This window comes from Pseudoduganella sp. LjRoot289 (genome assembly GCF_964252925.1).
Taxonomy (GTDB): Bacteria; Pseudomonadota; Gammaproteobacteria; order Burkholderiales; family Burkholderiaceae_D; genus Rugamonas.
Genome location: NZ_CAXUPN020000001.1, coordinates 5,688,464 through 5,710,310 on the forward strand (window position 1 = coordinate 5,688,464; position 21,847 = coordinate 5,710,310).

Genomic DNA, 21,847 nt, shown 5'->3' on the forward strand with positions numbered 1-21,847 from the left:
GTATTGCCCATAGCGGCAGAGCCATATCAACTATCAAAGCAACATACTGTTCGCCCTAAGCCAGACACAGTTCCCAATAAGCGACATCGACCCAGCGGCCGAACTTCATGCCGACCTGCTTGAAGTGGGCGACCTTCTCGAAGCCCATCGCCTCGTGCAGCGCGACGCTGGCCTCGTTGGGCTGGGCGATACCGCCTATCACCATGTGCAGGCCGCGCGCGCGCAGTTCGTCGAGCAGGGCGCGGTACAGGCGCGAGCCTATGCCCATGCGCGGGTGGCCATGCGACACGTAGACGCTGCTTTCCACGGAAAAACGGTAGGCGCTGCGCACCCGCCACGGCGTGGCGTAGGCATAGCCCAGAACGGCGCCGTCCTGCTCGAACACCAGCCACGGCAGCGTGGCCGTGACGCCGGCGATGCGGCCTGCCATGTCGGCGGCGGCGACCGGCTGCTCTTCGAAGGAGATGGTGGTGGTGGCGATGTAGTGGTTGTAGATGGCGGCAATGGCGCCGGCGTCGTCGGCAGTGGCGGGTCTGATCATGGTTACATAGCCTGTCGGAAAACTTTACAGTTGAGAGATGTTTAATACTGAAAAATATACCAATTCATGCTAAGTGTTTGATATTTCTACCATGGAACAAAAGTTGCTTACATTAGGAAACTTTTATTTACCAAGAGACATACATGAAACTGGGCAACAAAATCGCACTGGCAACCGCCGCCTTCGTGACCTGCGCCGCCGCGCACGCCAGCACCCTGAGCTACGCCTTCAACGGCCCGGCCTTCACCGACTACAGCGGTGCCTTCACGGCCACCGACCGCATCACCGGCCTGGTATCGTTCGACTCCAGCCTGCTGGCCGCCAACGGCACCGGCTCCTTCACGACCAGCTCGAGCGGCATCAATCCGCTGGTCACCTGGTCCTTCCAGGACGGCCACAACACGTTCAACAACGTGGTGACGACCAACAACTTCACCATCTCGATGAGCTTCAACGCCTACAATCCGACCGGCTGGAACATCGACGCCACCCACGGCTTCACCAGCCAGGACATCTGGATCAACAGCGGCGGCGCCTATATGTCCATCTTCCAGGGCTTCGCCGCGAGCAGCGACACCCCGTTCACCGCCGCCAACATCAGCCGCGTACCGGAACCGGGCAGCCTGGCGCTGGCCGGCATCGGCCTGCTGGGCCTGATGGCCGCGCGCCGCAAGAAGCAAGCGAATCAATAAGCGTCAGATCTTCCCGAGCTGGCGGTCGATGGCCTTGACCGCCCGCTCGTTGCGCTCGCTGTAGCGGTCGGTCAGGTAGTCCGTGCGGCCGCGCAGCAGCAGCGTCATCTTGAACAACTCCTCCATCACGTCCACCACCCGCTCGTAGTAAGCGGAGGGGCGCATGCGGCCCGCGTCGTCGAACTCCTTGTAGGCCATCGGCACCGAAGACTGGTTGGGGATGGTGAACATGCGCATCCAGCGCCCCAGCAGGCGCAAGGTGTTGACCACGTTGAACGACTGCGAACCGCCGCATACCTGCATCACCGCCAGGGTGCGTCCCTGGCTCGGCCGCAGCGCGCCCTGTTCCAGCGGTATCCAGTCGATCTGGTTCTTCATCACGGCCGTCACGGCGCCATGGCGCTCCGGGCTGCACCAGACTTGCCCCTCGGACCACAAGCTCAGTTCGCGCAGCTCGACCACCTTGGGATGGGTTTCCGGCACGCTGCCCGCCATCGGCAACTCCATCGGATCGAAGATTTTCACCTCGGCGCCGAAATGCTCGAGGATGCGGGCCGCCTCGTACACCAGGAAACGGCTGAAGGAACGCTCGCGCAGCGAACCGTACAGCAGCAGGATGCGCGGCGGATGGGCCAGGCTGCCCACCGGCGCCAGCTTGGCAACGGTGGGGATATCGAGCAGCTCGGGCTTGATGTTGGGCAGGTCGGGAATGGACAAGGGAGTCTCCTAGCAGCAAATCGGCAAGGGCGGGGGCGGGCTGGGTACGCACGGGACGCCGCCGCAGCAGTTGTCGGCGAGGAAGGCCAGCAGGCCGTTCATGGTGGAAAAGTTGGCGCTGTAGATCAGGTAGCGCCCGTCCTGCCGCGCCGCGATCAGCCCGGCGTGCGACAGCTCCTTCAGGTGGAAGGACAGCGAGGAGGGCGCGATGTCGAGGTGTTCGGCGATCTTGCTGGCCGCCATGCCGTCCGGCCCGACCTGCACCAGCAGCCGGAACGCCGCCAGCCGGGATTCCTGCGCCAGCGCCGCCAGGGCGGCCAATACGTCTTTGGTTTCCATATTATTCCATTCAATACTTCAACGATTATCGAACTTTACTACAAGCCGGCCAAAATTGCTTACACTAGGCGGCATGAACAGACGCCAACTTCTCGCTTTCGCCGCCGCGCTCGGCATTGCCCCCTACTCGCAAGCCGGGGTCGCCGCGCGCATGCGCATCGTGACGGCCCATTTGCCGCCCTTCGTGCTGGATGTGCGGGAAAAAGGCGGGACCGGCAAGCCGGGCGCACTGATGGAGCTGGTCAACGAGCTGTGCAAGCGCGTGCAGCTGTCGCCGAAGACGGAATTCGTACCCTGGCGGCGCGCTATCTTCCTGGCCACCAGCATGCCGGCGACGGCGATTTTCCCGCTGACGCGCCTGCCTGCCCGGGAAGCGCAGTTCCGCTGGCTGGCACCGCTGTTCGACGAGCACTACATTTTCCTCGCGCCGCGCAAGGGGCGCTTCGACATGCGCCATCCGGAACAGCTGAAGGCCAGCCGCATCGCCATCCTGCGCGGCGCCGGCCAGGCCGCCATGCTGCATGAACTGGGCTACCGGAACGTGGTCGAGTCGGCCTCCATCGACGAGGTGCACCGCTTCCTGCTCGCCGGCATCGCCGACGCCTCCTTCGGCGAACGCAATATCGTGCGCGCCTCGCTGCGCATGCGGGGCGAGCAGCAGGATTTCGATGTCAGCGAACCGGTGCGCAGCACCACCGCCTGGCTGGCCGGCTCGCTCGACTTCGGCGAGGATGACGCCGAACTGTTCCAGCGCGCCATGGCCGCCATGCAAGCCGACGGCAGCAGCCGCCGCATCCTGGCCCAATACGGGCTGGATTAACCCAGGACACCATGAAACCCGACCTCCTCGTCTTCGCGCAAAGCCCCTCCCCCTCCGTCATGCAGCAGCTCGACGCGCACTTCCAGTGCCACCACCTGTGGTCCATACCAAAAGCCGAGCAGGATGCGTACATCGACAGCGTGGCCGCCAAAGTGCGCGCAGTGCTGACCACCGGCATGATGGGCTTCAGCGCGGCCATGGCCGGCCGTCTGCCGAAGCTGGAAATCGTCAGCCTGAACAGCGTCGGCCACGACCAGGTCGATTTCGCCGCGCTGCGTGCGCGCGGCATCCCGGTGACCAACACCCCGGGCGTACTGACCGACGACGTGGCCGACCTGGCAGTGCTGCTGCTGATGTCGGCCGCGCGCCGCCTGCCGGCCATGGACCGCTACGTGCGCGACGGCAGCTGGGGCGCGCGCAAGCCCCTGGCGCCCTCGCGCAGCCTGCGCGGAAAAGTGGCCGGGATCTTCGGCTACGGCCGCATCGGCCAGGCCATCGCAGCCCGGCTGGCGGCGCTGGGCATGGAAACCAAGTATTTCCAGCCGCGCGCCGTGCCAGGGGTCGATACGCCCCGCACCGAATCGCTGCTGGCGCTGGCGCACGAAAGCGACTACCTGGTGCTGTGCGCCCCGGCCACGCCCGCCACCAGGCACGCGGTCGATGCCGCCGTTATGACCGCGCTCGGGCCGCAGGGCACGCTGGTCAACATCGCGCGCGGCTCGCTGGTGGACGAAGCGGAACTGGCCGACGCGCTGCTGCACGGCCGCCTGGGCGCAGCCGCGCTGGACGTGTTCGAGAACGAGCCGGAGGTGCCGGCCGCGCTGCGCGCGCTCGACAACGTGGTGCTGACGCCCCACATCGCCAGCCTGACGGTGGAGACCCGGCACGCCATGGGCCAGTTGGCGGTGGACAACTTGCTGGCGCATTTTTCCGGGCTATCATTGTTGACGCCATGCTAACAATGGATGCGCGCTGCCGCACAGACCGCTAGTTATCCGGCGCGTACTCTTCTTCGTAACAGCGGAGGCAATGGCTTCCCTGAACCGGAGAGAACATCATGAACAAGATCATCAAAACGACACTCGCCGCCTGCATCATGACAGTCGGCGGGCAAGCGATGGCGCAAATCACACTGTATCAAGGCGAAGGCTGGCGCGGCCGCGCGGTCACCATTTCCCAGTCCACGGACGACATGCGCCGTGCCGGCTTCAACGACCGCGCCTCCTCGGTCGTGGTCGAAAAAGGCCGCTGGGAGGTGTGCGACGACGCCGGCTTCCGCGGCCAGTGCCGTATCCTGAAGCGCGGCAGCTACGAATCGCTGGCCGGCATGGGGATGGACAACAGCATCTCCTCGGTGCGCGCCGTGCCGCGCAACCGGCAGTACCGAGAGGAATACGAAGCGCCGCCTCCGCTGCCGCAAGCGAGCTATGAATACCGCCAGCGTCCGCAGGAACGCCTGTACGAGGCGCGCGTGACCGGCGTGCGGGCAGTCGTGGGCCCACCCGAGGAACGCTGCTGGGTTGAGCGTCAGCAAGTTGCGCAGCAGAGCAGCGGCATCAACGCCGGCGGCGCGCTGGCGGGCGCCCTGCTGGGCGGCGTGCTCGGCCACCAGGTCGGCGGCGGCTCGGGGCGCGACATCGCCACGGTCGGCGGCGCGCTGGCGGGCGGGGCGGTGGGCGCCAACGTCGGACGCAACAACAACGCGAATACCTACGGCCAGGACGTGCGCCGCTGCGAAAATACCCCCAGCACCAAGCCGCAATACTGGGACGTGACGTACGAATATCACGGCACCGAGCACCGCACCCAGCTGGCCAGCGAACCCGGCCGGACTATCCAGGTGAACCGCGACGGCGTGCCGCGCATGTAATCGGGGCGGGCAAGCAGGTTCACGCCACCGGCGGCAAGCGTTCGAGCAGCTTGTCCAGCGTGACCGGGTACTCGCGTACGCGTATGCCGGTGGCGTTGTAGACCGCGTTTGCGACGGCGGCGGCCACGCCGCAGATCCCCAGCTCCGCCACGCCCTTGGCTTTCATCGGCGACGACATGGGATCGGTCTCGTCCAGGAAAATCACATCCTGGTGCGGGATGTCGGCGTGCACGGGCACTTCGTAGCCGGCCAGGTCGTGGTTGACGAAGTAGCCCAGGCGCGTATCCACCGCCAGTTCCTCCATCAGCGCCGCCCCCACGCCCATGGTCATCGCGCCGATGACCTGGCTGCGCGCCGTCTTGGGGTTGAGGATGCGCCCCGCCGCGCACACCGCCAGCATGCGCCGCACGCGCGTCTCGCCCGTCGCGGCGTCGACCGCGACTTCCACGAAATGCGCGCCGAAGGTCGATTGCTGGAAGCGCTTGTCCAGGTCGCCGTATTCGATCTTGTCCTCGGCCACCAGGCCGCCTTCACCGGCGGCCTCGGCCAGCGGCATGGCGCGCGCGCCGGAGCGCACCTGGCCGTCCGCGAAGACGGCGTCGGCCGCGTTGAAGCCGGCCTTTTGCGCGACCGCCCCGCGCAGCTTCATGCAGGCCGCGTACACGCCCGCCGTCGCGTTGTTGCCGCCCCACTGGCCGCCCGAGCCGCATGACTGCGGAAAGCTGGAATCGCCCAGCCGCACCACCACCTTGTCGAGCGGCACGCCCATCATCTCGGCCGCGGTCTGGGCGATGATGGTGTAGCTGCCGGTGCCGATGTCGGTCATGTCGGTTTCGACGGTGACGACGCCGCGCCGGTCCAGGCGCACGCGGGCCGCCGACTTCATCAGCAGGTTGTCGCGGAAGGCGGCGGCCACGCCCATGCCCACCAGCCAGCCGCCGTCGCGCACGCGGCCCGGCTGCGCGCTGCGCTTGTCCCAGCCGAAGCGCCTGGCGCCGACCCGGAAACACTCGGCCAGCTGGCGCTGCGAGAACGGCGGATGCGGATCCGGCTTCTCCTTGGGCGCCTTGGACTGTGGATCGTTCGAGGCCGGTTTGCCGGGGAAGTCCGGCACCACCTGCGTGTCGTTGAGGATGCGGAATGCGACCGGATCCATGCCCAGCTTCTCGGCCATCTCGTCCATCGCGATTTCCAGCGCCGCCAGGCCGGGCGCCTCGTTCGGCGCGCGCATCGCGTTTCCTTCCGGCAGGTCCAGCACGGCGACCCGGTTCGACGTCATGCGGTGCGCGCCGGCGTACAGCGCGCGGGTCTGGATCGCGCCCGCTTCCGGGCCGCCGTCGGGCAGGTTGCCGGACCAGCTCTCGTGGCCGATGGCGTTGATCCTGCCATCCCTGGCCGCGCCGATGCGGACACGCTGCAAGGTCGCGGCGCGGTGCGTCGTGTTGTTGGGGATCAGCGCGCGCTGCAGCGCCACCTTGACCGGGCGGCGCGCGGCGCGGGCGCCCAGCGCGGCCATCAGCGCGTCCGAACGCAGGAACAGCTTGGAGCCGAAGCCGCCGCCGATATAGGGCGACAGGCTGCGGATCTTGTCCTTGGGTATGCCCAAGGTTCTGGCCATCTCGTCCACGCTCCAGCCTATCATCTGGTTCGAAGTCCAGAAAGTGAGGCGGTCGCCGTCCCAGGCGGCAATGGTGGCGTGCGGCTCCATCATCGAGTGCGACTCGTTGGCCGTGTGATAGCTGGCGTCGAGCTGTACCGGGGAGGCTGCAAAGGCGCCGGCGAAATTGCCGACCGCCGTCTCGGGCGGGGCGCCGTTGCTTTCCGCCGGCCTGGCCTGGTTCTTGACGGCAGCCAGGTCGTAGCTGCCCTTGGCGCGCGCGTATTCGACGCGCACCAGCTGGGCCGCCGCGCGCGCCTGCTCGAAGGTCTCGGCCACCACCACCGCGATGGCCTGGTGGTAGTGCGCGATCTGCGGTCCGCCCAGCAGCGGCGCGGTGTTCATCTTGCCCTTGCCCAGCTTGCCCGCGTTCTGCGCGGTGACGATGGCGATCACGCCGGGCGCCGCCCTGGCTGCGGCCAGGTCCATGGAGACGATGCGCCCCTTGGCGATGGCCGCGCCGACGACGTAGCCATAAGCCTGGTTGGCCACCACGTCGTGCCGGTCATGCGCGTAGGGCGCGGTGCCGGTGGTTTTCAGCGGACCGTCGATGCGGTCCACCGGCTTGCCGACAACCTTGAGCTGGTCGATGGGATTGGTGGTGGCGGGCGTGTCGAATTTCATGGCTCTCAACCTTTCGCTTCGGACAGAACGGAGGCGAGCGTGCGCTCCACCAGCGGCACTTTGAAGGCGTTGCCGGGCGTGGTGCGCGCGCCCGCCAGCAGCGCGGCGGCGGCCGGCCTGGCTCCGCGCGGCAGTTCGTGCTCGGCCGCCTCCAGCCGCCACGGTTTGTGCGCCACGCCGCCCAGGGCCACGCGGCCGCTGCCGTCGCGCTGCACGATGGCGGCCACCGAGACCAGCGCGAAGGCGTACGAGGCGCGGTCTCGCACCTTGCGGTAGAGGTGCACCCCGCCGGCGGGCTTGGGCAGCGTCACGGCGACGATGAGCTCACCCGGTTCCAGCGCGTTTTCGATGTGCGGCGTGTTGCCCGGCAGCTTGTGGAAATCGGCGATCGGGATGACGCGCGCGGCGCCGCCGGGGCGCACGGTCTCGACCGCCGCGTCGAGCACGCGCATGGCCACCGCCATGTCGCTCGGATGGGTGGCGATGCAGGCCTCGCTGGCGCCGACGATGGCATGGTGGCGGGTGACGCCGCCTATGGCCGAGCAGCCGCTGCCGGGACGGCGCTTGTTGCAGGGCTGGTTGGTGTCGTAGAAGTAGGGGCAGCGCGTGCGCTGCAAGAGGTTGCCCGCCGTGGTCGCCGCGTTGCGCAGTTGGCCCGAGGCGCCCGCCAGCAAGGCGCGCGACAGCACGGCGTAGTCGCGCCGCACGCGCGCATCGGCCGCGAGGTCGGTGTTGCGCACCAGCGCGCCGATGCGCAGGCCGCCGTCGGCGGTGGGTTCGATCTTGGCTAGCGCCAGGCCGTTGACGTCGATCAGGTGGGGCGGCGTCTCGATCTGCAGCTTCATCAGATCCAGCAGATTGGTGCCGCCGGCGATGAAACGGGCGCCCGGAGTGCGCGCGGCTGCCGATGCCGCTTCGGCGGGCGAGTGCGCCCTTTCGTAAGTAAACGGCTTCATCGCTGCACTCCCGCGACTTCGGCTATCGCTTCCTGGATGTTGGAGTAGGCGCCGCAGCGGCACAGGTTGCCGCTCATGCGCTCGCGGAATTCGGCATTGCCGGCTTCGGGTTTCCGGTTCAGGTCGGCGGTGACGTGGCTGGGGATGCCTGCCCTCACTTCTTCCAGCATGGCCACGGCAGAACAGATCTGGCCGGGCGTACAGAAGCCGCACTGGAAACCGTCGTGCTTGACGAAGGCGGCCTGCATGGGATGCAGGTTCTTCGGCGTGCCGAGGCCTTCGATGGTGGTGATGTCGTGGCCTTCCTGCATCACGGCCAGGGTCAGGCAGGAGAGGATGCGGCGGCCGTCGACGATGACGGTGCAAGCGCCGCACTGGCCCTGGTCGCAGCCCTTCTTGCTGCCCGTCAGGTGCAGCCGCTCGCGCAGCGCATCGAGCAAAGTGGTGCGCGGGTCCAGCATCAGCTGATGGTCGGTGCCGTTGACGCGCAGCAGCACATTGACGGTGGCGGGCTGCGTTGCCTGGGCCGGGGCGGCGGAAGTTGCGGCGCCGGCCTCAGTGGCTGGCCGGGTTGCGACCACGGCGCTGCTGGCTGCGGCTGCAGATACCTTGAGCAACTGCCGTCTGGTGAGATCGAATTCGGTCATCGTCGGCCTCCTCGGATAGAGGGAGCCAGCGTAGCCAGTTCTCCGCCTGAGCGGCGCAGCCTTGCCTGCCAGCAGGGAAACGCCGATACGAGCGGATCAGAAGCAGTGTTCCGGCGACGGGAAGGAGCGCTCTTTCACCGCCTTGATGTAGGCTTGAATCGCGCCTTCGATGCTAGCCTCTCCCTCCATGAAATTGCGCACGAAGCGGGCCTTCTTGCCGGGAAATACGTTCAGCATGTCGTGCATGACGAGCACTTGCCCCGAGCAATCCGGGCCCGCGCCTATGCCGATGGTCGGAATGGCCAGCAGGTCTGTGACTTCCTTTCCCAGCGCTGCGGGGATGGCTTCCAGCAGCATCAGCGATGCGCCCGCCTCCTGCAGCGCCAGCGCGTCCGCTTTCAAGCGTTCCGCGCTTTCCACGGTTTTCCCCTGCACCTTGAAGCCGCCCAGTTGGTGCACGGACTGCGGCGTCAAGCCAAGGTGGGCGAATACCGGTATGCCGCGCTCGGCGAGGAAGCGCACCGTGCCGGCCAGCCAGCTGCCGCCCTCCAGTTTGACCATCTGCGCGCCCGCCTGCATCAGCGTCACCGCGTTCTCGAAGGCCGACTGCGGCGTCGCATAGGTGCCGAAAGGCATGTCCGCCGCCAGCAGCGCAGTCCGGTTGCCGCGCGCGACGCACGCCGTGTGATAGGCGATGTCGGCCAACGTCACCGGCAATGTCGTGCCCAGTCCTTGCACCACATTGCCGAGCGAATCGCCCACTAAAATAACGTCAAGGCCGCAGTGGTTCATCAGTAATGAAAAGCTGGCGTCGTAGCACGTCAGCACGGCGATTTTTTCGCCCGCATCGCACATGCTCAGCAGAGACGGACCGGTGACGGTCTTATGGCGCGCAGTTGCCGCGCCTTGTTGCAGATATCCCGACATACCACTCCCAGGTTCTAGCCCTTTTCGGACTTTCCGTGCATGACCATAATCGTTTGTTGCATCAGCGCGCACAGCGTTTCCCGTCCGTCTTGCACGGCGAGCACTTCCGCCTGGGTGACGATCAACGTACGGCCGGGCCGGATGACGCGACCGCGCGCCAGCAAGTGCTCGCCGCCAGCCGGGGCAAGCAAGTTCATCTTGTACTCCACCGTCAGCACCGATGCGCTTGCCGGCACCATAGTCATCGCGGCATAGCCGGCAGCGGAGTCGGCAATCATCCCGACCACGCCACCGTGCACGAAGCCGTGTTGCTGTTCGACTCCAGACCAGTGCGGCAAATGGATGGCAACGTGGCCGTGTTCAACTGTGGACAAAGTTGCCTTGATCAGGTCCATCGCGCTCTGGAGAGCGAAACTGGCCCGGACGCGCTCGGCGAAATCGGGGTCGGGAGTATGGGACATGAGTGCTCCTTATGCCTGTGCGGCTTTACGTTTCAATATTGCCAGGGAGACCGGGACGCTGACCAGCACGATGCCGCCCAGCACCAGCCCGGCACCGACCATGAAGCTGAGCGCGATACGCTCGTTCAACAGCCACGCACCCAGCAGCACGCCAAACAGCGGCGTCATGAAGGAGAATATGCCCAGGCGCGATGCCAGGTAGCGGCGCAGCAAATGGAACCACGCGAGAAAACTGGCGAACGACACGATGAGCGTCTGAAACACGAGGTTGCCAAGCGCCAGCGGCGTCGGATTGAAGGACAGCTGGTCCAGCAGCGTGGCCGCGACCAGCAACAGCACGCAGCCGGCAGTCAATTGATACAGCAAGGTCTGCGCCGCTGGCGCGGTGGACAAGCTGGAGCAGCGGATCACCAGCGTGGTGGCGCCCCAGGCGGCCCCGGCGGCAAGGCCGAGAAAATCGCCCAGCAGCGCGCTGGTGCTACCCGTCCCGCGCAACGAGGCGCCAGGGATGAAGGCGATGCCGATACCGGTGAAAGCCAGGGCCACGCCCAGCCACTGTACCGGCCCCAGCCGCTCGCTTGGCAGCTTCATGTGCAAGCCGAGCGCAGCGAACAGGGGCCCCGTGTAGAGGAACACCACGGCGTGGGCGGAACTGGTCAAGCGCAGTCCGGCGCCGAGCAGCACGTATTCCAGCGCAAACAGACCGCCGGCGGCCAGCCCGGGCCGCCAGGCTGCTGCGGCATGCGCCATGTTTTCCTTGCGCACGAAAAGCAACAGGCCGACCAGCATGGCCGCCACGCCCGAGCGCAGCGCGATCTGGAGGATGGGGGCGACATCTTGCGCAGTGGCCTTGAGCCCGACTTGCTGCATGCTCCACACCAGGCACAGCACCGTCATGACGGCCGCCGCTTGCCCATCCATTGCTTTACGCGTGTCCACGGTTCCATCCTTCATCGCCGCTAGTGATGAGTGATTATGGACTCGTCAGATTTTGTTGATATAGTGAGAAACAGACAGTGTATTTCTTTATCCAGCCATCATGCAGACCAAAGCCAAGCATTTGCTGACCGCACCGTTCACCAGCAAGCTACCGGCGCAACTGTATTTCCGCAGCGCCGAGATGCCAGCGGACGCAAGCTATCCCTGGCACAGCCATTCCTGGGGTGAGTTCGTGTATTCCTTCCGAGGCGTGGTGGAGGTGCTCGTGGCGGACCGCCACTACCTGGTGCCGCCGCAATACGGGATCTGGCTGCCGCCCAATATCGCCCACGTGGGCCAGAACCGGCATGCCGCGTGCCACAGTTCGCTTTACGTCACCGAAGCGCTGTGCGGCACCTTGCCTGCCGGACCCAGTGCGCTGGCGGTCACGCCGCTGGTGCGGGCAATGCTGGAACATCTGCGCCAGCAGCCGCCCGGGCTGCCTCAGGCGGCGCATGAAGAACGCCTGCTGCACGTGCTGCTGGACCAGCTTGGCGGCGCGAAGCGAGTAGGGAGTTACTTGCCCGCTTCCGAAGATCCTGTGCTGTCGAAAGTGCTGGACCTGCTCGATGCGAACCCCGGCGACAGCCGCACGCTGCCGGAACTGGCCCGCGCCGCAAACACGACGGAACGAACGCTGATGCGGCGCTGCCAGCGCGACCTGGGCATGACGTTCGCGGAGTGGCGGCAACGGCTGCGCGCCGTGAAAGCCATGGCCATGCTGGAACAGGGAATCACGGTGGAGACCATCGCTTTCGATCTGGGCTACGCCAGCTCGTCTGCCTTCATCACGATGTTCCGCCGCTTGACCGGGGAAACGCCGGACGAATATCGCAAACGCAGCACTATGGTACTAAATTAGCAGATAGCACGGAAATAGCATTAAAGTAGTATTTACTATAATCTCTTCAAGTATTAAAGTAGTGGAATACATATTTATACTATTTTAATGCCATGAAAACGCATTCGGAAATCTCCGCAGCTCTGCGTACAGCGATGAACCGACGCGGCATGTCCCAAGCCGTATTGCGGGAAGAGGCAGGAATCGCCCAACGCACTTTGACAAATGTCCTGAGTGGGCAGGAAGACTTTAAGGTAAGCACTCTTTTTGCCTTAGCTGATCGGCTAGGTCTGGAATTGCTGTTGGTGCCTAAGGACGCCGTCAAGGCAGTCTCTTCATCGCAGGTGACCGCTCCAGTGGTACAGACCAAAATCGGCCAACTCATTGCCAAAATGAAGGCATCTGAATGAACATCAAAGCCCTCGGCATCCATGTCGGCAAGGTACGGGCAGGCGTGCTGTTCCAATACTCGCCCACCGACGAGATGAACCGCGAAGACAGGCCGGTCGTCACGCGCTTCGTCGCGGACGAGGCATACGCGGGAGACACTCGGGCGCCGATAGTCTCCATATCCTACCTGGCAGCGACACCAGCTGAGCAAGGTATTTTGTGGCGCGACGTAACGGCCACTACGTTCAATGGCCGCTACTCGAACAAGAACGGATGGCTACTGCCCGCATTCTTCCAAAATCTGTTGCCTGAAGGCGTATTCCGGGACCACGTCGCGGCTGCACGCGCGTGCAGCCCCACCGATCACTTCGAGATGCTGGCAGCCTGCGGCAAAGACCTGCCTGGCAATATCTATGCGCTGCCCGTGACGCTCTCGCACGATGAACTGGCTCGGTACGTCACCCAGCACCAGGATGCACTTGAGATGACTGTCACCGCAGACCCAATGGAAGAGGGGGTCTCGCTTTCAGGTGTCCAGCCAAAAATCGGCGTCATCGAAGAACAGGGACGGTACGTCGGCCGCACCAAGGATCACGACACCCACATTATTGCCAAACTTCCCGTTGTGGGAAGTCCAAAGCTCCCGGAGCTTGAACACCTGTCCTTAAGCCTGGCAGCAGCAGCTGGCGTCAATGTATGTGCAACCTATCTGGAGCCGCTGGCCAAGCTGGCGGTTCAACATGGTTACGATCTGGGCGATGACGACGCCGGCAGCAACTTCCTCGCCGTGGTGCGCTATGACCGTGCCCGTGGATCGCGTGTCCACTGCGAGGACTTCGCGCAAATTCTCGGCGAAATGCCCGAGGACAAGTATGGAGGCCTGATGCGCGGCACCGCTCCGCAGACCTATCTCAACATCGCCTCGGTGCTGATGGGATTTGAATCGCTAGGGGAAGCGGCGGTGCACGAACTGCTGCGCCGCCTGGCCGTCAATGAATTGCTCGGCAACCCGGATATGCATTTGAAGAACATCGGCTTGCGCTACCCCGACGGACGAACACCCGAGCTCCCGCCAGCGTACGATATCGTCGCCTACTCAGCGTTCAACCAGAATACGGGCCATGCCCTGCAGATAATCCCACCCGGGATGGCGCCACACGCTGGCAAGAAAGCTGAGCCAGGCAAACCGAAGCCAAAGCAAGCGCTTTCGCCAGCGTTGATCCGCACCTTTTGCGCCGCGCTGCAAATCCCCGAGAAACCGGCGGCGAAAGCCATTTCGGATTGCGTCAGACGGGCGTACGAGACTTGGCCGGCCATGATAGCCGCCTCCTGGATCACGCAGCAGCAAAAGCAGCGTCTCCTTCAGCATTTCAAGGCGCATCCTCTCGTCGCGTCCTTGGCGAAACGGGCACGGAACAAGTAACGGCGCTCGCCGGCCAGTTATCCTTAAGCCACGATCTGCGCCGCGAAGTCGCGGTAGCTGCGCAGCGGGCGGCCCAGCAGCGCGGTGAGGCGCTCGATATCGCCGGCGTCGGGCACCATGCCCTCGGTGAGGAAACGCTCGCACATCAAACGCATGTCGAAGGCCATCCAGCCCGGCGCGAACTGCCGCAGGTTCTTCTCGAACCCGGCGGTGTCGTCGCCTGGATAGGCGATCGGCCGCCCCAGCACTTCCGTCCAGATTGCGGCGACATCCGCGCCGGTCAGCGTGTCTGGGCCGACGAGGTTGATACGGTCGAGTGGAAGCGGGGTCGCAGCCTGTTCGCGGCGGATGAGTTCGATGGCCGCGACTTCGGCGAGGTCGCGCGTATCGACCATCGCGAGGCCCTTGCTGCCGATCGGCATGGGATAGATGCCGTATCCGGTCACCACGTCCTTGACCGTGACGTCGTTATCCATAAAGTAGGCGGGACGCAGGATGGTGGCGTTGAGCCCCATCTGCTCGATCATCCGCTCAACGCCGTATTTGCCCGCAAAGTGCGGCACGTTCACATAGCGGTCGCTGTGCATCACGGACAGGTAGACGATGCGCTCGATGCCGGCCTCGCGGGCAATGTTCAGCGCGATCAGCGCTTGCGTGTATTCGTCGGGCACGACGCCGTTGAGCAGGAACAGCGTGGAGACGCCGGAGAAGGCGCTGCGCAGCGAATCGACGTCGAGCATGTCACCCTGGACAACGCCGACGCCCGCCGGGAAATCGGCCTTCGATGGATCGCGCACGAGAGCGCGCACATCGGCGCCGCGTTTGACGAGTTGTTCAACGACCTGGCGGCCGACTGTGCCGGTAGATCCGGTAACGAGTATGGTCATGATGAAGTTCCTTGAGGTTTAGCTTGCGAGGACTTAACAATAAGGTGTTTCATAGTGAAATCAAAGACGCTAAAATATGGACATACCGTATCAAAATTGAGACGCCATGGATCTGAATGCCCTCGAAGACTTTCAACTGGTAGCCGCCCACGGCGGTTTTGGAAAGGCCAGCCGCGCCAGCGGCCGGTCCAAGGCGACCCTGTCGCGGCGCGTCGCCGATCTCGAAGAAGCGCTGGGCATCCGGCTTATCGAGCGGGGTAGCCAGCGCATGGAGTTGACTGAAGCCGGCCAGCTGTTGTTGAGCAGGACGGAAGGGCCGATGCACGAGGTTGCCGAAGCGGTAGCGGCGGCGCGGGACAGCCTGGCGACGCCGCGAGGCCGTCTGCGTGTCGCGGCACCGATATTGTTTTCGCAGGTGGCGCTCGGGCGGATTGCCGCGCAGTTTTTGAAGAACTATCCGGAAGTGCAGATCGAAGCCGTGGCGGAGGACCGTTTCGTCGATCTCGTGGACGAGCGTTTTGACGTCACCATCCGTATCAACCCCGATAAGGACAGCGCACTGGTCGGCAGATGTTTTGCCAAAGACAGGCTGGTGCTGGCCGCCGCGCCATCCGTTCAGATGCCGGCCGGACGCGGCGACAAGCCTTTCCGGGTGCCCGCAGTCGTCACGTCTGCCTACCGCGACGGAGATGTCTGGACCGTCCGCGACGGCCAGTTCACCATCGCGCCACAGCCCGTACTACGCCTGTCTTCGCTGCTGATGGTGCGCGATGCCATCGCCGCCGGCGCAGGGGCGGCAATGCTGCCGCAATCCATCATCGGGAGTCTGCTGGAAAAGGGCGAACTGGTGTCGTGGGGCATCGCAGGCGACGAAGTCGAGATGTGGGTCCTGCACACGTCTCGGCGTCTGCAGAGCCCCAAGGTCCGCGCCTTCGTGGAATTCATGTGCCAGCAGTATCCTGGGGGATCTTTCACCATCCCGGGCCAATAACATGAGCCGATAACACGAGCCGGCGGCATTCCGCAATTACTGCCGTGCAGACCGCCTGTCCTTGAAGAAGGCCCATGCTTCTTCGGCTGTTTCGACATCGGCGTTCTGGGCGCCGGGGAATTTCGCAAACAGGCCGGGGTAGTGCTTCGTCATGCTGGGTTCGGCATGGCCGCCTTGATCTATCCGGATAAGGCTGACTTGTAGCCCGAGCGGGTCGGCGCCCCAGGTGTAACGGGTTGCGCGCGTAGTGCCGCTGGCCTGGCGGCGCGGTATATCGGTGACGACCGGTTCCATGGCCAGCCCGGCCAGTTCGCGCCAGACGGCGACCGATTCCTCCACGCTCGTCATCGGGGCGGCGAGCGAAGAAAAAACGGGAAACTGGTACAGCCACTTGCGGCCGGAATAAGGGATGAAAGGATCGGCGGTGCCGGCGATGAACAGGGCGGGCAGCGCGGTCTTGGGCGCGCCGCAATTGCTGCTGACAGGCATGGCCGCCAGCACGGCCGAGAACGCAGCCAAGCGGGGCGCGATTTCGGTGGCGACGCGGTAGGCCATCATGCCGCCCTTGGATACGCCCATCAGGTAGACCCGCGCCGGATCGACATCGTCGTCGGCAATTGCCTGGTCGATGAGGGCGCCGATGAAGGCCGTGTCGTCGGTCTTGGGGTTGGCGGTCACCCCGGCGTAGCTGTCGTTCCAGGCGCGCTCTCCGCGACGCTTGCTGCCGTCGGGCGCGATGACCACCAGTTGCTCACGCTCGGCGATCTCCAGCCACACCGACAAGGGCGAGGGCGGAAAAGCCAGCCCGAGCACCTGCGCGGCCGACGAGCCTGCGCCGTGCAGGATGATGACCAGGGGGCGCTTGCGGTTTGATATGCCATCTGGTGCATCGCTCGGTAGCGCCTTCAAATACTGGCGCTTTCCTTCCGGACGGGGAAGCGTACACGGCACGATGCGCGCCTTTGCGGCAGTGCTGCTGTCACTCCCCCTGAAAAAGTGGCCACAGCGAGCCAAGATAATTGAATACAAGAACGCGAAGCCCTTCCTTTAGCGAAAACGTTGTGCCAGTTCGGCAATGACTCGGTCCAGCGGAGTCGTTCCTGCCCATTTTACCGTGCCCGGATCGCTTTTGATGTCGATATGCAAGCAATTGAGGCCATGGGTCATTTCAGTGAAACCGGCAAGTGCAGCCTTCGAGAATTGCGCATCCACCAGCGCTTTGGGCCAGTCCGCTTCCGGTATGACTGCCGCATCGACTGGTTTCTCGAGCGTGGCTGAAACGATGGCGGCGACATCGTTCGGGGCGTAGTCTTTTGGACCCGAAAGAGTGACGATGCGGGAGCCCGTCCAGCCTTCCGGCCGACCTTATTCGCTCTAGCTGTTCGCTGACAATAAAGTCTGAGACATTCAGCTCTATAGAAATGCCAATACGATTTGGGGAGCGATGTGTGAGACAAATCGAAATTCAAACAACCGCTGATCCACTGCCTTGCAGCAAAGTCTGAGACAGACCTACTTTGTGCGGAATTCGCTCCCAAGTATGCGGTGATGAAGACGATGGGACTCGAATAGCGCCCTATGACGTCCTCGTTCTCGCAGCAAAGGTCGAAGACGTTCAGATGGGGAAAACAGCGGAGCGGTTATCAAACCATGTCGACTGTTCATGATTCGAAACTAAGGCTACAAGGATGCCCTGCTTCCTGCACTAATACGGCGGCAATGTCTTTGTCAGGTTTGCCGCTAACCATCAAAAACGCCGGTGAGGTTATGATAATGAGCATGTCTACGCTTCCTAATTTGTTTTGCCTGAGTGCACACCTTGCTGATATTTTGCAACTAATGGCTGCTAACTAGTTCAGAGACGGCGGGTGTAGCCAGCACATATCAGCATTTTTGAGATAGACCTCCTCATTCTCCTGGCGCTGCGTACAGCCACACCCAGAAGTAATTTTGTTGCCAAAAAATACTTGCTAGCTTCGCTGTTCCAGGTAGAGCAACGCTTCTTTTGCCAAATTTTGCTTAGCGAGACCGTATTCGATCGAATACGAAAACTTGACAACATGTATTCGATCGAATACAATTGTTGTAAGCGTTGAGCAGGATCGCGAGGCAAATCTTAATAACAATTGAAGGATGGCAATGAAAATTGTGAAAGATCACAAGTTCATCGAGTTCTTCGAAGGAATCAAGGATGAGAAGACGAAAGGTGTGATCGCAGCACGGATTGCACGACTTTCGTTGGGAGCATTTGGAAATTCCGAATCAGTCGGCGAGGGTGTGCAGGAGCTGAAAATCGATTTTGGACCAGGATGGCGGGTGTATTACATCAAGGTTGCGGAAACGATGATCGTCCTTCTCGGCGGCGGATCGAAGAACGGGCAGCAGAAAGATATTGACGCTGCCAAAGATCGAGTTAGAACACTCAAGAAGAAGTAAAAGCAGTGGCCGGGGTGGGAACCCCGGCTACTTATACGCCCAAGTGGGCATTAGCAGCAGAACAGGTCAACTATAAGAGCCTTGCTTGCTATAAAATTATGTTAGGTAAAAACGAGGTAATCATGAGCACAGCAAACGAAATCATCGCAACGGATAGCGAGTTTGATCTTGATGCGATTAATTCTCTGCCCGAGTTTGATGCGGCAGACTATATTAAGACCGAAGAGACATTCCTAGCTTTCGTTAATGACTTTTTTGCTGAGGGTGATCCTGCAATGATTGCAGAGGCTCTTGGCATTGCAGCTAGAGCTAAAGGAATGACAGAAATTGCAAATAGAACGGGAATAAATAGAGAGTCTTTATATAAAGCTCTACGTGGAAATAGTCAGCCACGACTAGACACAATAATGAAAGTTCTAAATGCTTTTGGGTTAAAGCTAGTAGCCCAGCCAATCTTAGAAAGAACAGATAATCAACTAAATTTATAGTTCTCTTTGTTATATTTGTTTCGAACTGCTCAACGTATACTTGGATTTGGTGTGATTGCCTAATCTAAGTTATGTTTATATTTGGCCCCCATTTTCATGGGGGCTTTTTTTACTAATTTTGGTGCCTAATTGTGAGTTGTTGGCATCTTCTGTTAGTACGGCGAACAAAAATACAGTGATTCGCAACTCTTCTTTATGCTCGCATTCCCTGTGAAATTTACCGGAAATTTTGGAAAAAATGGCCAGTGTTTAAGCGGCCCCTGGGTGAGGTCTCCTGTGCCTGCAATAGAAAGAGACAACTAGCGTGTCACTCTGCGCTCTGCACATTAGAAAGTTCCCATTCTGTCTAGCAATCCCACCTATGGGCTACCTTTTCTTAGAGCGAAAAAAAGAGCCACAAGCCTAAGCATGTAACTCTTTGATTTCGTTGCATATTCTTGGTGGATCGGGGCGGAATCGGCCCGCTGACACAAGGATTTTCAATCCTCAATTCTAAAAACTCGTGCTTTACACGACCTTTGTCCCTAACTTTATTGCCATGTCTCAGAGCTTAATGTCATGTCTCAGACATTATTGGCAGAGAACAACACGGGCGCGTCGTTGATTTAAGCCTTACTCGACCGTCACCGACTTGGCCAGGTTGCGCGGCTTGTCGACGTCGGTGCCGCGCGCCAGGGCGGAGTGGTAGGCCAGCAGCTGCAGCGAGACCACGTGCAGTATCGGCGACAGCTGGCCGTAGTGCTCGGGCATGCGGATCACGTGCACGCCGTCGCCGGAGGTGATGCGCGAATCGACGTCGGCGAACACGAACAGCTGGCCGCCGCGCGCGCGCACTTCCTGCATGTTCGATTTCAGCTTTTCAATCAGCGTGTCGTTCGGCGCGATCGTGACGACCGGCATTTCCTCGGTCACCAGCGCCAGCGGGCCGTGCTTCAGCTCGCCCGCCGGATAGGCTTCGGCGTGGATGTAGGAAATCTCCTTGAGCTTGAGCGCGCCTTCCAGCGCGATCGGGTAGTGCATGCCACGGCCCAGGAACAGGGCGTTTTCCTTGCGCGCGAATTCGTCCGCCCAGGCCATGATTTGCGGCTCCAGCGCCAGCACGGCGGTGATGGCCGACGGCAGGTGGCGCATCGCTTTCAGGTGGGTGCTTTCTTCCTCTTCCGTCAGGCGGCCGTTCACTTGCGCCAGGGTCAGGGTCAGCAGGAACAGCGCGGCCAGCTGGGTGGTGAAAGCCTTGGTCGAGGCCACGCCCACTTCCACGCCGGCGCGGGTGATGTAGGCCAGTTTGCACTCGCGCACCATGGCGCTGGTGGAGACGTTGCAGATGGTTAAAGTGTGCTCCATGCCCAGCGCGCGCGCGTGCTTCAGCGCGGCCAGGGTGTCGGCCGTCTCGCCGCTCTGCGAGATGGTGACGACCAGCGTTTTCGGATGGGGCACGGAGTCGCGGTAGCGGTATTCGCTGGCGATCTCGACGTTGACCGGCACCTTGGCGATCGATTCGATCCAGTACTTGGCGGTCAGGCCGGCGTAGTAGCTGGTGCCGCAAGCCAGGATCAGCACGCGGTCGATGTCCTTGAACACCTTGTAGGCGCCGTCGCCGAACAGCTCGGGCATGACGCCGGTGATGCCTTCCAGCGTGTCGCCGATGACGCGCGGCTGCTCGAAGATTTCCTTTTGCATGTAGTGGCGGTAGGGGCCCAGCTCGGCCGCGCCGGTGTGCGCGTGCACGGTCTTCACTTCGCGCTCGACCGGCTTGCCGTTGACGTCGGCGATCCAGACGCGGCCCAGTTGCAGGTCGACCACGTCGCCTTCTTCCAGGTAGATGATCTGGTCGCTGGTGCCGGCCAGCGCCATGGCGTCGGAGGCAACGAAGTTCTCGCCCTGGCCGATGCCGACGATGAGCGGCGAACCCTGGCGCGCGGCGACCACGCGGTGCGGCTCTTCGCGCGAGAATACGGCGATGGCGTAGGCGCCGTGCAGGCGCTTGACGGCGTGTTGCACGGTGTCGAACAGGTCGCCGTTGTACATGTGCTCGACCAGGTGGGCGATCACTTCGGTGTCGGTCTGGCTCTGGAACACGTAGCCGAGCGCGGTCAGTTCGGCGCGCAGTTCGTCGTGGTTTTCGATGATGCCGTTGTGGACAAGCGCGATGCGCGCATTGTCCGAGCTGGGCGAGAAGTGCGGGTGGGCATTGTGCGAGGCGGGCGCGCCGTGCGTGGCCCAGCGGGTGTGGGCGATGCCGGTAAAGCCGCGCAGGCCGGTTTCTTCGACCTGCTTTTCCAGGTCGGCCACGCGCGAGGTGCTGCGCGAGCGCTGCAATTGGCCATCCACGTGCAGGGCGACACCACAGGAGTCGTAGCCGCGGTATTCCAGGCGCTTCAGGCCTTCGAGCAGGATGGGGGTGATGTTACGCTGCGCTACCGCGCCGACGATGCCGCACATGAAAGCCTCTTTGCTGAGTGAATGGTTGAGAATTCATACTAGAGCAGAGGTGTTGAAATATGCTTTCTAATTTCAATCGTGCATGAAATATTCTTTCACTCGCGTATGATGATGAAATATTATTTCATACGAACGAAAACTCTTTATGAATATTCCACAAATCGAACTGGACGAGGTGGACAGGCGCATCCTCAACATCCTGCAAAACAACGCCGCCCTGAACAATGCCGAGCTGGCGCAGGCGGTGCACGTCTCGCCGCCGACCTGCTTGCGGCGGGTGAAGCGCTTGTCGGAAAGCGGCATCATCGCGCGGCAGGTCGCCATCGTATCACCGGAGATGGTGGGCGCGCGTTTGACTGCCATCGTGGAGATCACGCTGGATGTGCAGGCGGCGGAGCGCATGGAGGAGTTCGAGGCGCACGTGGCGGGCGACGAGGCGGTGCTGCAGTGCTACCGGGTGTCGCCGGGGCCGGACTTCGTGCTGGTGGTGCAGGTGGCCGACATGCCCGCCTACAACACCCTGGCGCACCGCCTGTTCGCCACCAGGACCAATGTGCGCAATGTGAAAACCTATTTCTCCACCCTGCGCAGCAAATTCGAGACCCGCATCGCGGTGTAGCCCGGCGTCGCCATCCAGCGAGTTATACCGGGTTTTCCTCAGCTTGTTCACTTCTTATACCCGGCCTTATACCCGGGTTATCCGGGACTTTTCCAGCACAA

Annotated in this window: 24 protein-coding genes; 11 read left to right on the forward strand and 13 right to left on the reverse strand. The window is 62.5% G+C overall.

Annotated features, from left to right (window positions below; translation table 11 throughout):
- Nucleotides 1–55: 55 nt before the first annotated feature.
- Nucleotides 56–541, reverse strand: a complete 486-nt coding sequence (locus tag ACSQ8Y_RS24380; RefSeq protein ID WP_436268987.1) for an arsinothricin resistance N-acetyltransferase ArsN1 family B — start codon at nucleotides 539–541, stop codon at nucleotides 56–58.
- A 143-nt stretch (nucleotides 542–684) separates the two neighbouring features.
- Here ACSQ8Y_RS24380 and ACSQ8Y_RS24385 point away from each other — a divergent pair, with 143 nt between their 5' ends.
- Nucleotides 685–1,233 carry a PEP-CTERM sorting domain-containing protein gene (locus ACSQ8Y_RS24385; protein WP_436268988.1) on the forward strand — a complete coding sequence of 183 codons (549 nt, stop codon included), beginning with the start codon at nucleotides 685–687 and terminating at the stop codon, nucleotides 1,231–1,233.
- A gap of 3 nt (nucleotides 1,234–1,236) precedes the next feature.
- On the opposite strand, the gene arsH is transcribed toward ACSQ8Y_RS24385, so the two are convergent.
- The gene (gene arsH, locus ACSQ8Y_RS24390) at nucleotides 1,237–1,944 is read right to left on the reverse strand and encodes an arsenical resistance protein ArsH (protein ID WP_436269905.1); all 708 of its coding nucleotides are present in this window, start codon (nucleotides 1,942–1,944) and stop codon (nucleotides 1,237–1,239) included.
- A gap of 15 nt (nucleotides 1,945–1,959) precedes the next feature.
- Entirely contained in the window at nucleotides 1,960–2,289 is a 330-nt protein-coding gene (locus ACSQ8Y_RS24395; RefSeq protein ID WP_436268989.1) for an ArsR/SmtB family transcription factor, read from the reverse strand.
- Between the two features lie 73 nt (nucleotides 2,290–2,362).
- Here ACSQ8Y_RS24395 and ACSQ8Y_RS24400 point away from each other — a divergent pair, with 73 nt between their 5' ends.
- The 3 genes from ACSQ8Y_RS24400 (at nucleotide 2,363) to ACSQ8Y_RS24410 (ending at nucleotide 4,979) form a co-directional block, all read left to right on the forward strand.
- Nucleotides 2,363–3,109, forward strand: a complete 747-nt coding sequence (locus tag ACSQ8Y_RS24400; protein ID WP_436268990.1) for a substrate-binding periplasmic protein — start codon at nucleotides 2,363–2,365, stop codon at nucleotides 3,107–3,109.
- An 11-nt stretch (nucleotides 3,110–3,120) separates the two neighbouring features.
- On the forward strand, nucleotides 3,121–4,068 hold the full coding sequence (locus ACSQ8Y_RS24405) for a 2-hydroxyacid dehydrogenase (protein WP_436268991.1): 948 nt from the start codon (nucleotides 3,121–3,123) through the stop codon (nucleotides 4,066–4,068).
- 98 nt (nucleotides 4,069–4,166) lie between these two features.
- The gene (locus tag ACSQ8Y_RS24410; RefSeq protein WP_436268992.1) at nucleotides 4,167–4,979 is read left to right on the forward strand and encodes a beta/gamma crystallin-related protein; all 813 of its coding nucleotides are present in this window, start codon (nucleotides 4,167–4,169) and stop codon (nucleotides 4,977–4,979) included.
- A 19-nt stretch (nucleotides 4,980–4,998) separates the two neighbouring features.
- Here the strand turns inward: ACSQ8Y_RS24410 and paoC are convergent, their stop codons facing one another.
- From paoC to ACSQ8Y_RS24440, 6 genes are all read right to left on the reverse strand, one after another.
- Nucleotides 4,999–7,260 (reverse strand): aldehyde oxidoreductase molybdenum-binding subunit PaoC, encoded by a 2,262-nt coding sequence (paoC, locus tag ACSQ8Y_RS24415; protein ID WP_436268993.1) that lies wholly within the window; start codon nucleotides 7,258–7,260, stop codon nucleotides 4,999–5,001.
- A 5-nt stretch (nucleotides 7,261–7,265) separates the two neighbouring features.
- Complete coding sequence (locus ACSQ8Y_RS24420) at nucleotides 7,266–8,216, reverse strand: FAD binding domain-containing protein (RefSeq protein WP_436268994.1); 951 nt, start codon at nucleotides 8,214–8,216, stop codon at nucleotides 7,266–7,268.
- Nucleotides 8,213–8,863 carry an aldehyde dehydrogenase iron-sulfur subunit PaoA gene (gene paoA, locus ACSQ8Y_RS24425; protein WP_436268995.1) on the reverse strand — a complete coding sequence of 217 codons (651 nt, stop codon included), beginning with the start codon at nucleotides 8,861–8,863 and terminating at the stop codon, nucleotides 8,213–8,215. The genes ACSQ8Y_RS24420 and paoA overlap by 4 nt, the downstream gene beginning before the upstream one ends.
- 96 nt (nucleotides 8,864–8,959) lie before the next feature.
- Complete coding sequence (gene panB, locus ACSQ8Y_RS24430; protein WP_436268996.1) at nucleotides 8,960–9,790, reverse strand: 3-methyl-2-oxobutanoate hydroxymethyltransferase; 831 nt, start codon at nucleotides 9,788–9,790, stop codon at nucleotides 8,960–8,962.
- Nucleotides 9,791–9,804: 14 nt separating this feature from the next.
- Nucleotides 9,805–10,251 carry a PaaI family thioesterase gene (locus tag ACSQ8Y_RS24435; protein ID WP_436268997.1) on the reverse strand — a complete coding sequence of 149 codons (447 nt, stop codon included), beginning with the start codon at nucleotides 10,249–10,251 and terminating at the stop codon, nucleotides 9,805–9,807.
- Nucleotides 10,252–10,260: 9 nt separating this feature from the next.
- Nucleotides 10,261–11,190: a DMT family transporter gene (locus tag ACSQ8Y_RS24440; RefSeq protein WP_436268998.1), complete on the reverse strand. Its 930-nt coding sequence runs from the start codon at nucleotides 11,188–11,190 to the stop codon at nucleotides 10,261–10,263.
- 100 nt (nucleotides 11,191–11,290) lie between these two features.
- On the opposite strand from ACSQ8Y_RS24440, the gene ACSQ8Y_RS24445 reads away from it, so the two are divergent.
- The 3 genes from ACSQ8Y_RS24445 to ACSQ8Y_RS24455 all read left to right on the forward strand — a co-directional run bounded on the left by ACSQ8Y_RS24445 (nucleotide 11,291) and on the right by ACSQ8Y_RS24455 (nucleotide 13,883).
- Nucleotides 11,291–12,091: a helix-turn-helix domain-containing protein gene (locus ACSQ8Y_RS24445; RefSeq protein WP_436268999.1), complete on the forward strand. Its 801-nt coding sequence runs from the start codon at nucleotides 11,291–11,293 to the stop codon at nucleotides 12,089–12,091.
- Nucleotides 12,092–12,183: 92 nt separating this feature from the next.
- The gene (locus ACSQ8Y_RS24450) at nucleotides 12,184–12,480 is read left to right on the forward strand and encodes a helix-turn-helix domain-containing protein (RefSeq protein ID WP_436269000.1); all 297 of its coding nucleotides are present in this window, start codon (nucleotides 12,184–12,186) and stop codon (nucleotides 12,478–12,480) included.
- Complete coding sequence (locus tag ACSQ8Y_RS24455; protein ID WP_436269001.1) at nucleotides 12,477–13,883, forward strand: type II toxin-antitoxin system HipA family toxin; 1,407 nt, start codon at nucleotides 12,477–12,479, stop codon at nucleotides 13,881–13,883. Before ACSQ8Y_RS24450 ends, ACSQ8Y_RS24455 begins: the two co-directional genes overlap by 4 nt.
- 23 nt (nucleotides 13,884–13,906) lie before the next feature.
- Here the strand turns inward: ACSQ8Y_RS24455 and ACSQ8Y_RS24460 are convergent, their stop codons facing one another.
- Nucleotides 13,907–14,770: an SDR family oxidoreductase gene (locus ACSQ8Y_RS24460; protein WP_436269002.1), complete on the reverse strand. Its 864-nt coding sequence runs from the start codon at nucleotides 14,768–14,770 to the stop codon at nucleotides 13,907–13,909.
- A gap of 106 nt (nucleotides 14,771–14,876) precedes the next feature.
- On the opposite strand from ACSQ8Y_RS24460, the gene ACSQ8Y_RS24465 reads away from it, so the two are divergent.
- Nucleotides 14,877–15,761 (forward strand): LysR family transcriptional regulator, encoded by an 885-nt coding sequence (locus ACSQ8Y_RS24465; protein WP_436269003.1) that lies wholly within the window; start codon nucleotides 14,877–14,879, stop codon nucleotides 15,759–15,761.
- A gap of 36 nt (nucleotides 15,762–15,797) precedes the next feature.
- Here ACSQ8Y_RS24465 and ACSQ8Y_RS24470 read toward each other — a convergent pair whose 3' ends face one another.
- Nucleotides 15,798–16,670 carry an alpha/beta hydrolase family esterase gene (locus ACSQ8Y_RS24470; protein WP_436269004.1) on the reverse strand — a complete coding sequence of 291 codons (873 nt, stop codon included), beginning with the start codon at nucleotides 16,668–16,670 and terminating at the stop codon, nucleotides 15,798–15,800.
- Nucleotides 16,671–16,808: 138 nt separating this feature from the next.
- Entirely contained in the window at nucleotides 16,809–16,973 is a 165-nt protein-coding gene (locus ACSQ8Y_RS24475) for a hypothetical protein (RefSeq protein WP_436269005.1), read from the reverse strand.
- Nucleotides 16,974–17,900: 927 nt separating this feature from the next.
- Here ACSQ8Y_RS24475 and ACSQ8Y_RS24480 point away from each other — a divergent pair.
- Both ACSQ8Y_RS24480 and ACSQ8Y_RS24485 read left to right on the forward strand, forming a co-directional pair.
- Nucleotides 17,901–18,197 carry a type II toxin-antitoxin system RelE/ParE family toxin gene (locus ACSQ8Y_RS24480; protein ID WP_161043182.1) on the forward strand — a complete coding sequence of 99 codons (297 nt, stop codon included), beginning with the start codon at nucleotides 17,901–17,903 and terminating at the stop codon, nucleotides 18,195–18,197.
- Nucleotides 18,198–18,319: 122 nt separating this feature from the next.
- The gene (locus ACSQ8Y_RS24485) at nucleotides 18,320–18,685 is read left to right on the forward strand and encodes an addiction module antidote protein (protein ID WP_161043183.1); all 366 of its coding nucleotides are present in this window, start codon (nucleotides 18,320–18,322) and stop codon (nucleotides 18,683–18,685) included.
- 612 nt (nucleotides 18,686–19,297) lie between these two features.
- On the opposite strand, the gene glmS is transcribed toward ACSQ8Y_RS24485, so the two are convergent.
- Complete coding sequence (gene glmS / locus ACSQ8Y_RS24490) at nucleotides 19,298–21,127, reverse strand: glutamine--fructose-6-phosphate transaminase (isomerizing) (RefSeq protein ID WP_436269006.1); 1,830 nt, start codon at nucleotides 21,125–21,127, stop codon at nucleotides 19,298–19,300.
- A gap of 145 nt (nucleotides 21,128–21,272) precedes the next feature.
- Here glmS and ACSQ8Y_RS24495 point away from each other — a divergent pair, with 145 nt between their 5' ends.
- Nucleotides 21,273–21,746, forward strand: coding sequence for an Lrp/AsnC family transcriptional regulator (locus tag ACSQ8Y_RS24495; protein WP_436269007.1), 474 nt, complete (start codon nucleotides 21,273–21,275; stop codon nucleotides 21,744–21,746).
- The last annotated feature ends 101 nt before the right edge of the window (nucleotides 21,747–21,847 follow it).

Excerpts from the sequence above, each read along its gene's own strand:
- ACSQ8Y_RS24455 (WP_436269001.1), top strand. The coding sequence starts at position 12,477 with ATGAACATCAAAGCCCTCGGCATCCATGTCGGCAAGGTACGGGCAGGC.
- ACSQ8Y_RS24450 (WP_436269000.1), top strand. The coding sequence starts at position 12,184 with ATGAAAACGCATTCGGAAATCTCCGCAGCTCTGCGTACAGCGATGAAC.
- ACSQ8Y_RS24405 (WP_436268991.1), top strand. The coding sequence starts at position 3,121 with ATGAAACCCGACCTCCTCGTCTTCGCGCAAAGCCCCTCCCCCTCCGTC.
- ACSQ8Y_RS24380 (WP_436268987.1), bottom strand. The coding sequence starts at position 541 with ATGATCAGACCCGCCACTGCCGACGACGCCGGCGCCATTGCCGCCATC.
- ACSQ8Y_RS24410 (WP_436268992.1), top strand. The coding sequence starts at position 4,167 with ATGAACAAGATCATCAAAACGACACTCGCCGCCTGCATCATGACAGTC.
- paoA (WP_436268995.1), bottom strand. The coding sequence starts at position 8,863 with ATGACCGAATTCGATCTCACCAGACGGCAGTTGCTCAAGGTATCTGCA.
- ACSQ8Y_RS24385 (WP_436268988.1), top strand. The coding sequence starts at position 685 with ATGAAACTGGGCAACAAAATCGCACTGGCAACCGCCGCCTTCGTGACC.
- ACSQ8Y_RS24495 (WP_436269007.1), top strand. The coding sequence starts at position 21,273 with ATGAATATTCCACAAATCGAACTGGACGAGGTGGACAGGCGCATCCTC.
- panB (WP_436268996.1), bottom strand. The coding sequence starts at position 9,790 with ATGTCGGGATATCTGCAACAAGGCGCGGCAACTGCGCGCCATAAGACC.
- ACSQ8Y_RS24395 (WP_436268989.1), bottom strand. The coding sequence starts at position 2,289 with ATGGAAACCAAAGACGTATTGGCCGCCCTGGCGGCGCTGGCGCAGGAA.
- ACSQ8Y_RS24445 (WP_436268999.1), top strand. The coding sequence starts at position 11,291 with ATGCAGACCAAAGCCAAGCATTTGCTGACCGCACCGTTCACCAGCAAG.
- ACSQ8Y_RS24400 (WP_436268990.1), top strand. The coding sequence starts at position 2,363 with ATGAACAGACGCCAACTTCTCGCTTTCGCCGCCGCGCTCGGCATTGCC.
- ACSQ8Y_RS24435 (WP_436268997.1), bottom strand. The coding sequence starts at position 10,251 with ATGTCCCATACTCCCGACCCCGATTTCGCCGAGCGCGTCCGGGCCAGT.
- ACSQ8Y_RS24485 (WP_161043183.1), top strand. The coding sequence starts at position 18,320 with ATGAGCACAGCAAACGAAATCATCGCAACGGATAGCGAGTTTGATCTT.
- ACSQ8Y_RS24480 (WP_161043182.1), top strand. The coding sequence starts at position 17,901 with ATGAAAATTGTGAAAGATCACAAGTTCATCGAGTTCTTCGAAGGAATC.
- ACSQ8Y_RS24420 (WP_436268994.1), bottom strand. The coding sequence starts at position 8,216 with ATGAAGCCGTTTACTTACGAAAGGGCGCACTCGCCCGCCGAAGCGGCA.
- ACSQ8Y_RS24465 (WP_436269003.1), top strand. The coding sequence starts at position 14,877 with ATGGATCTGAATGCCCTCGAAGACTTTCAACTGGTAGCCGCCCACGGC.
- ACSQ8Y_RS24460 (WP_436269002.1), bottom strand. The coding sequence starts at position 14,770 with ATGACCATACTCGTTACCGGATCTACCGGCACAGTCGGCCGCCAGGTC.
- glmS (WP_436269006.1), bottom strand. The coding sequence starts at position 21,127 with ATGTGCGGCATCGTCGGCGCGGTAGCGCAGCGTAACATCACCCCCATC.
- paoC (WP_436268993.1), bottom strand. The coding sequence starts at position 7,260 with ATGAAATTCGACACGCCCGCCACCACCAATCCCATCGACCAGCTCAAG.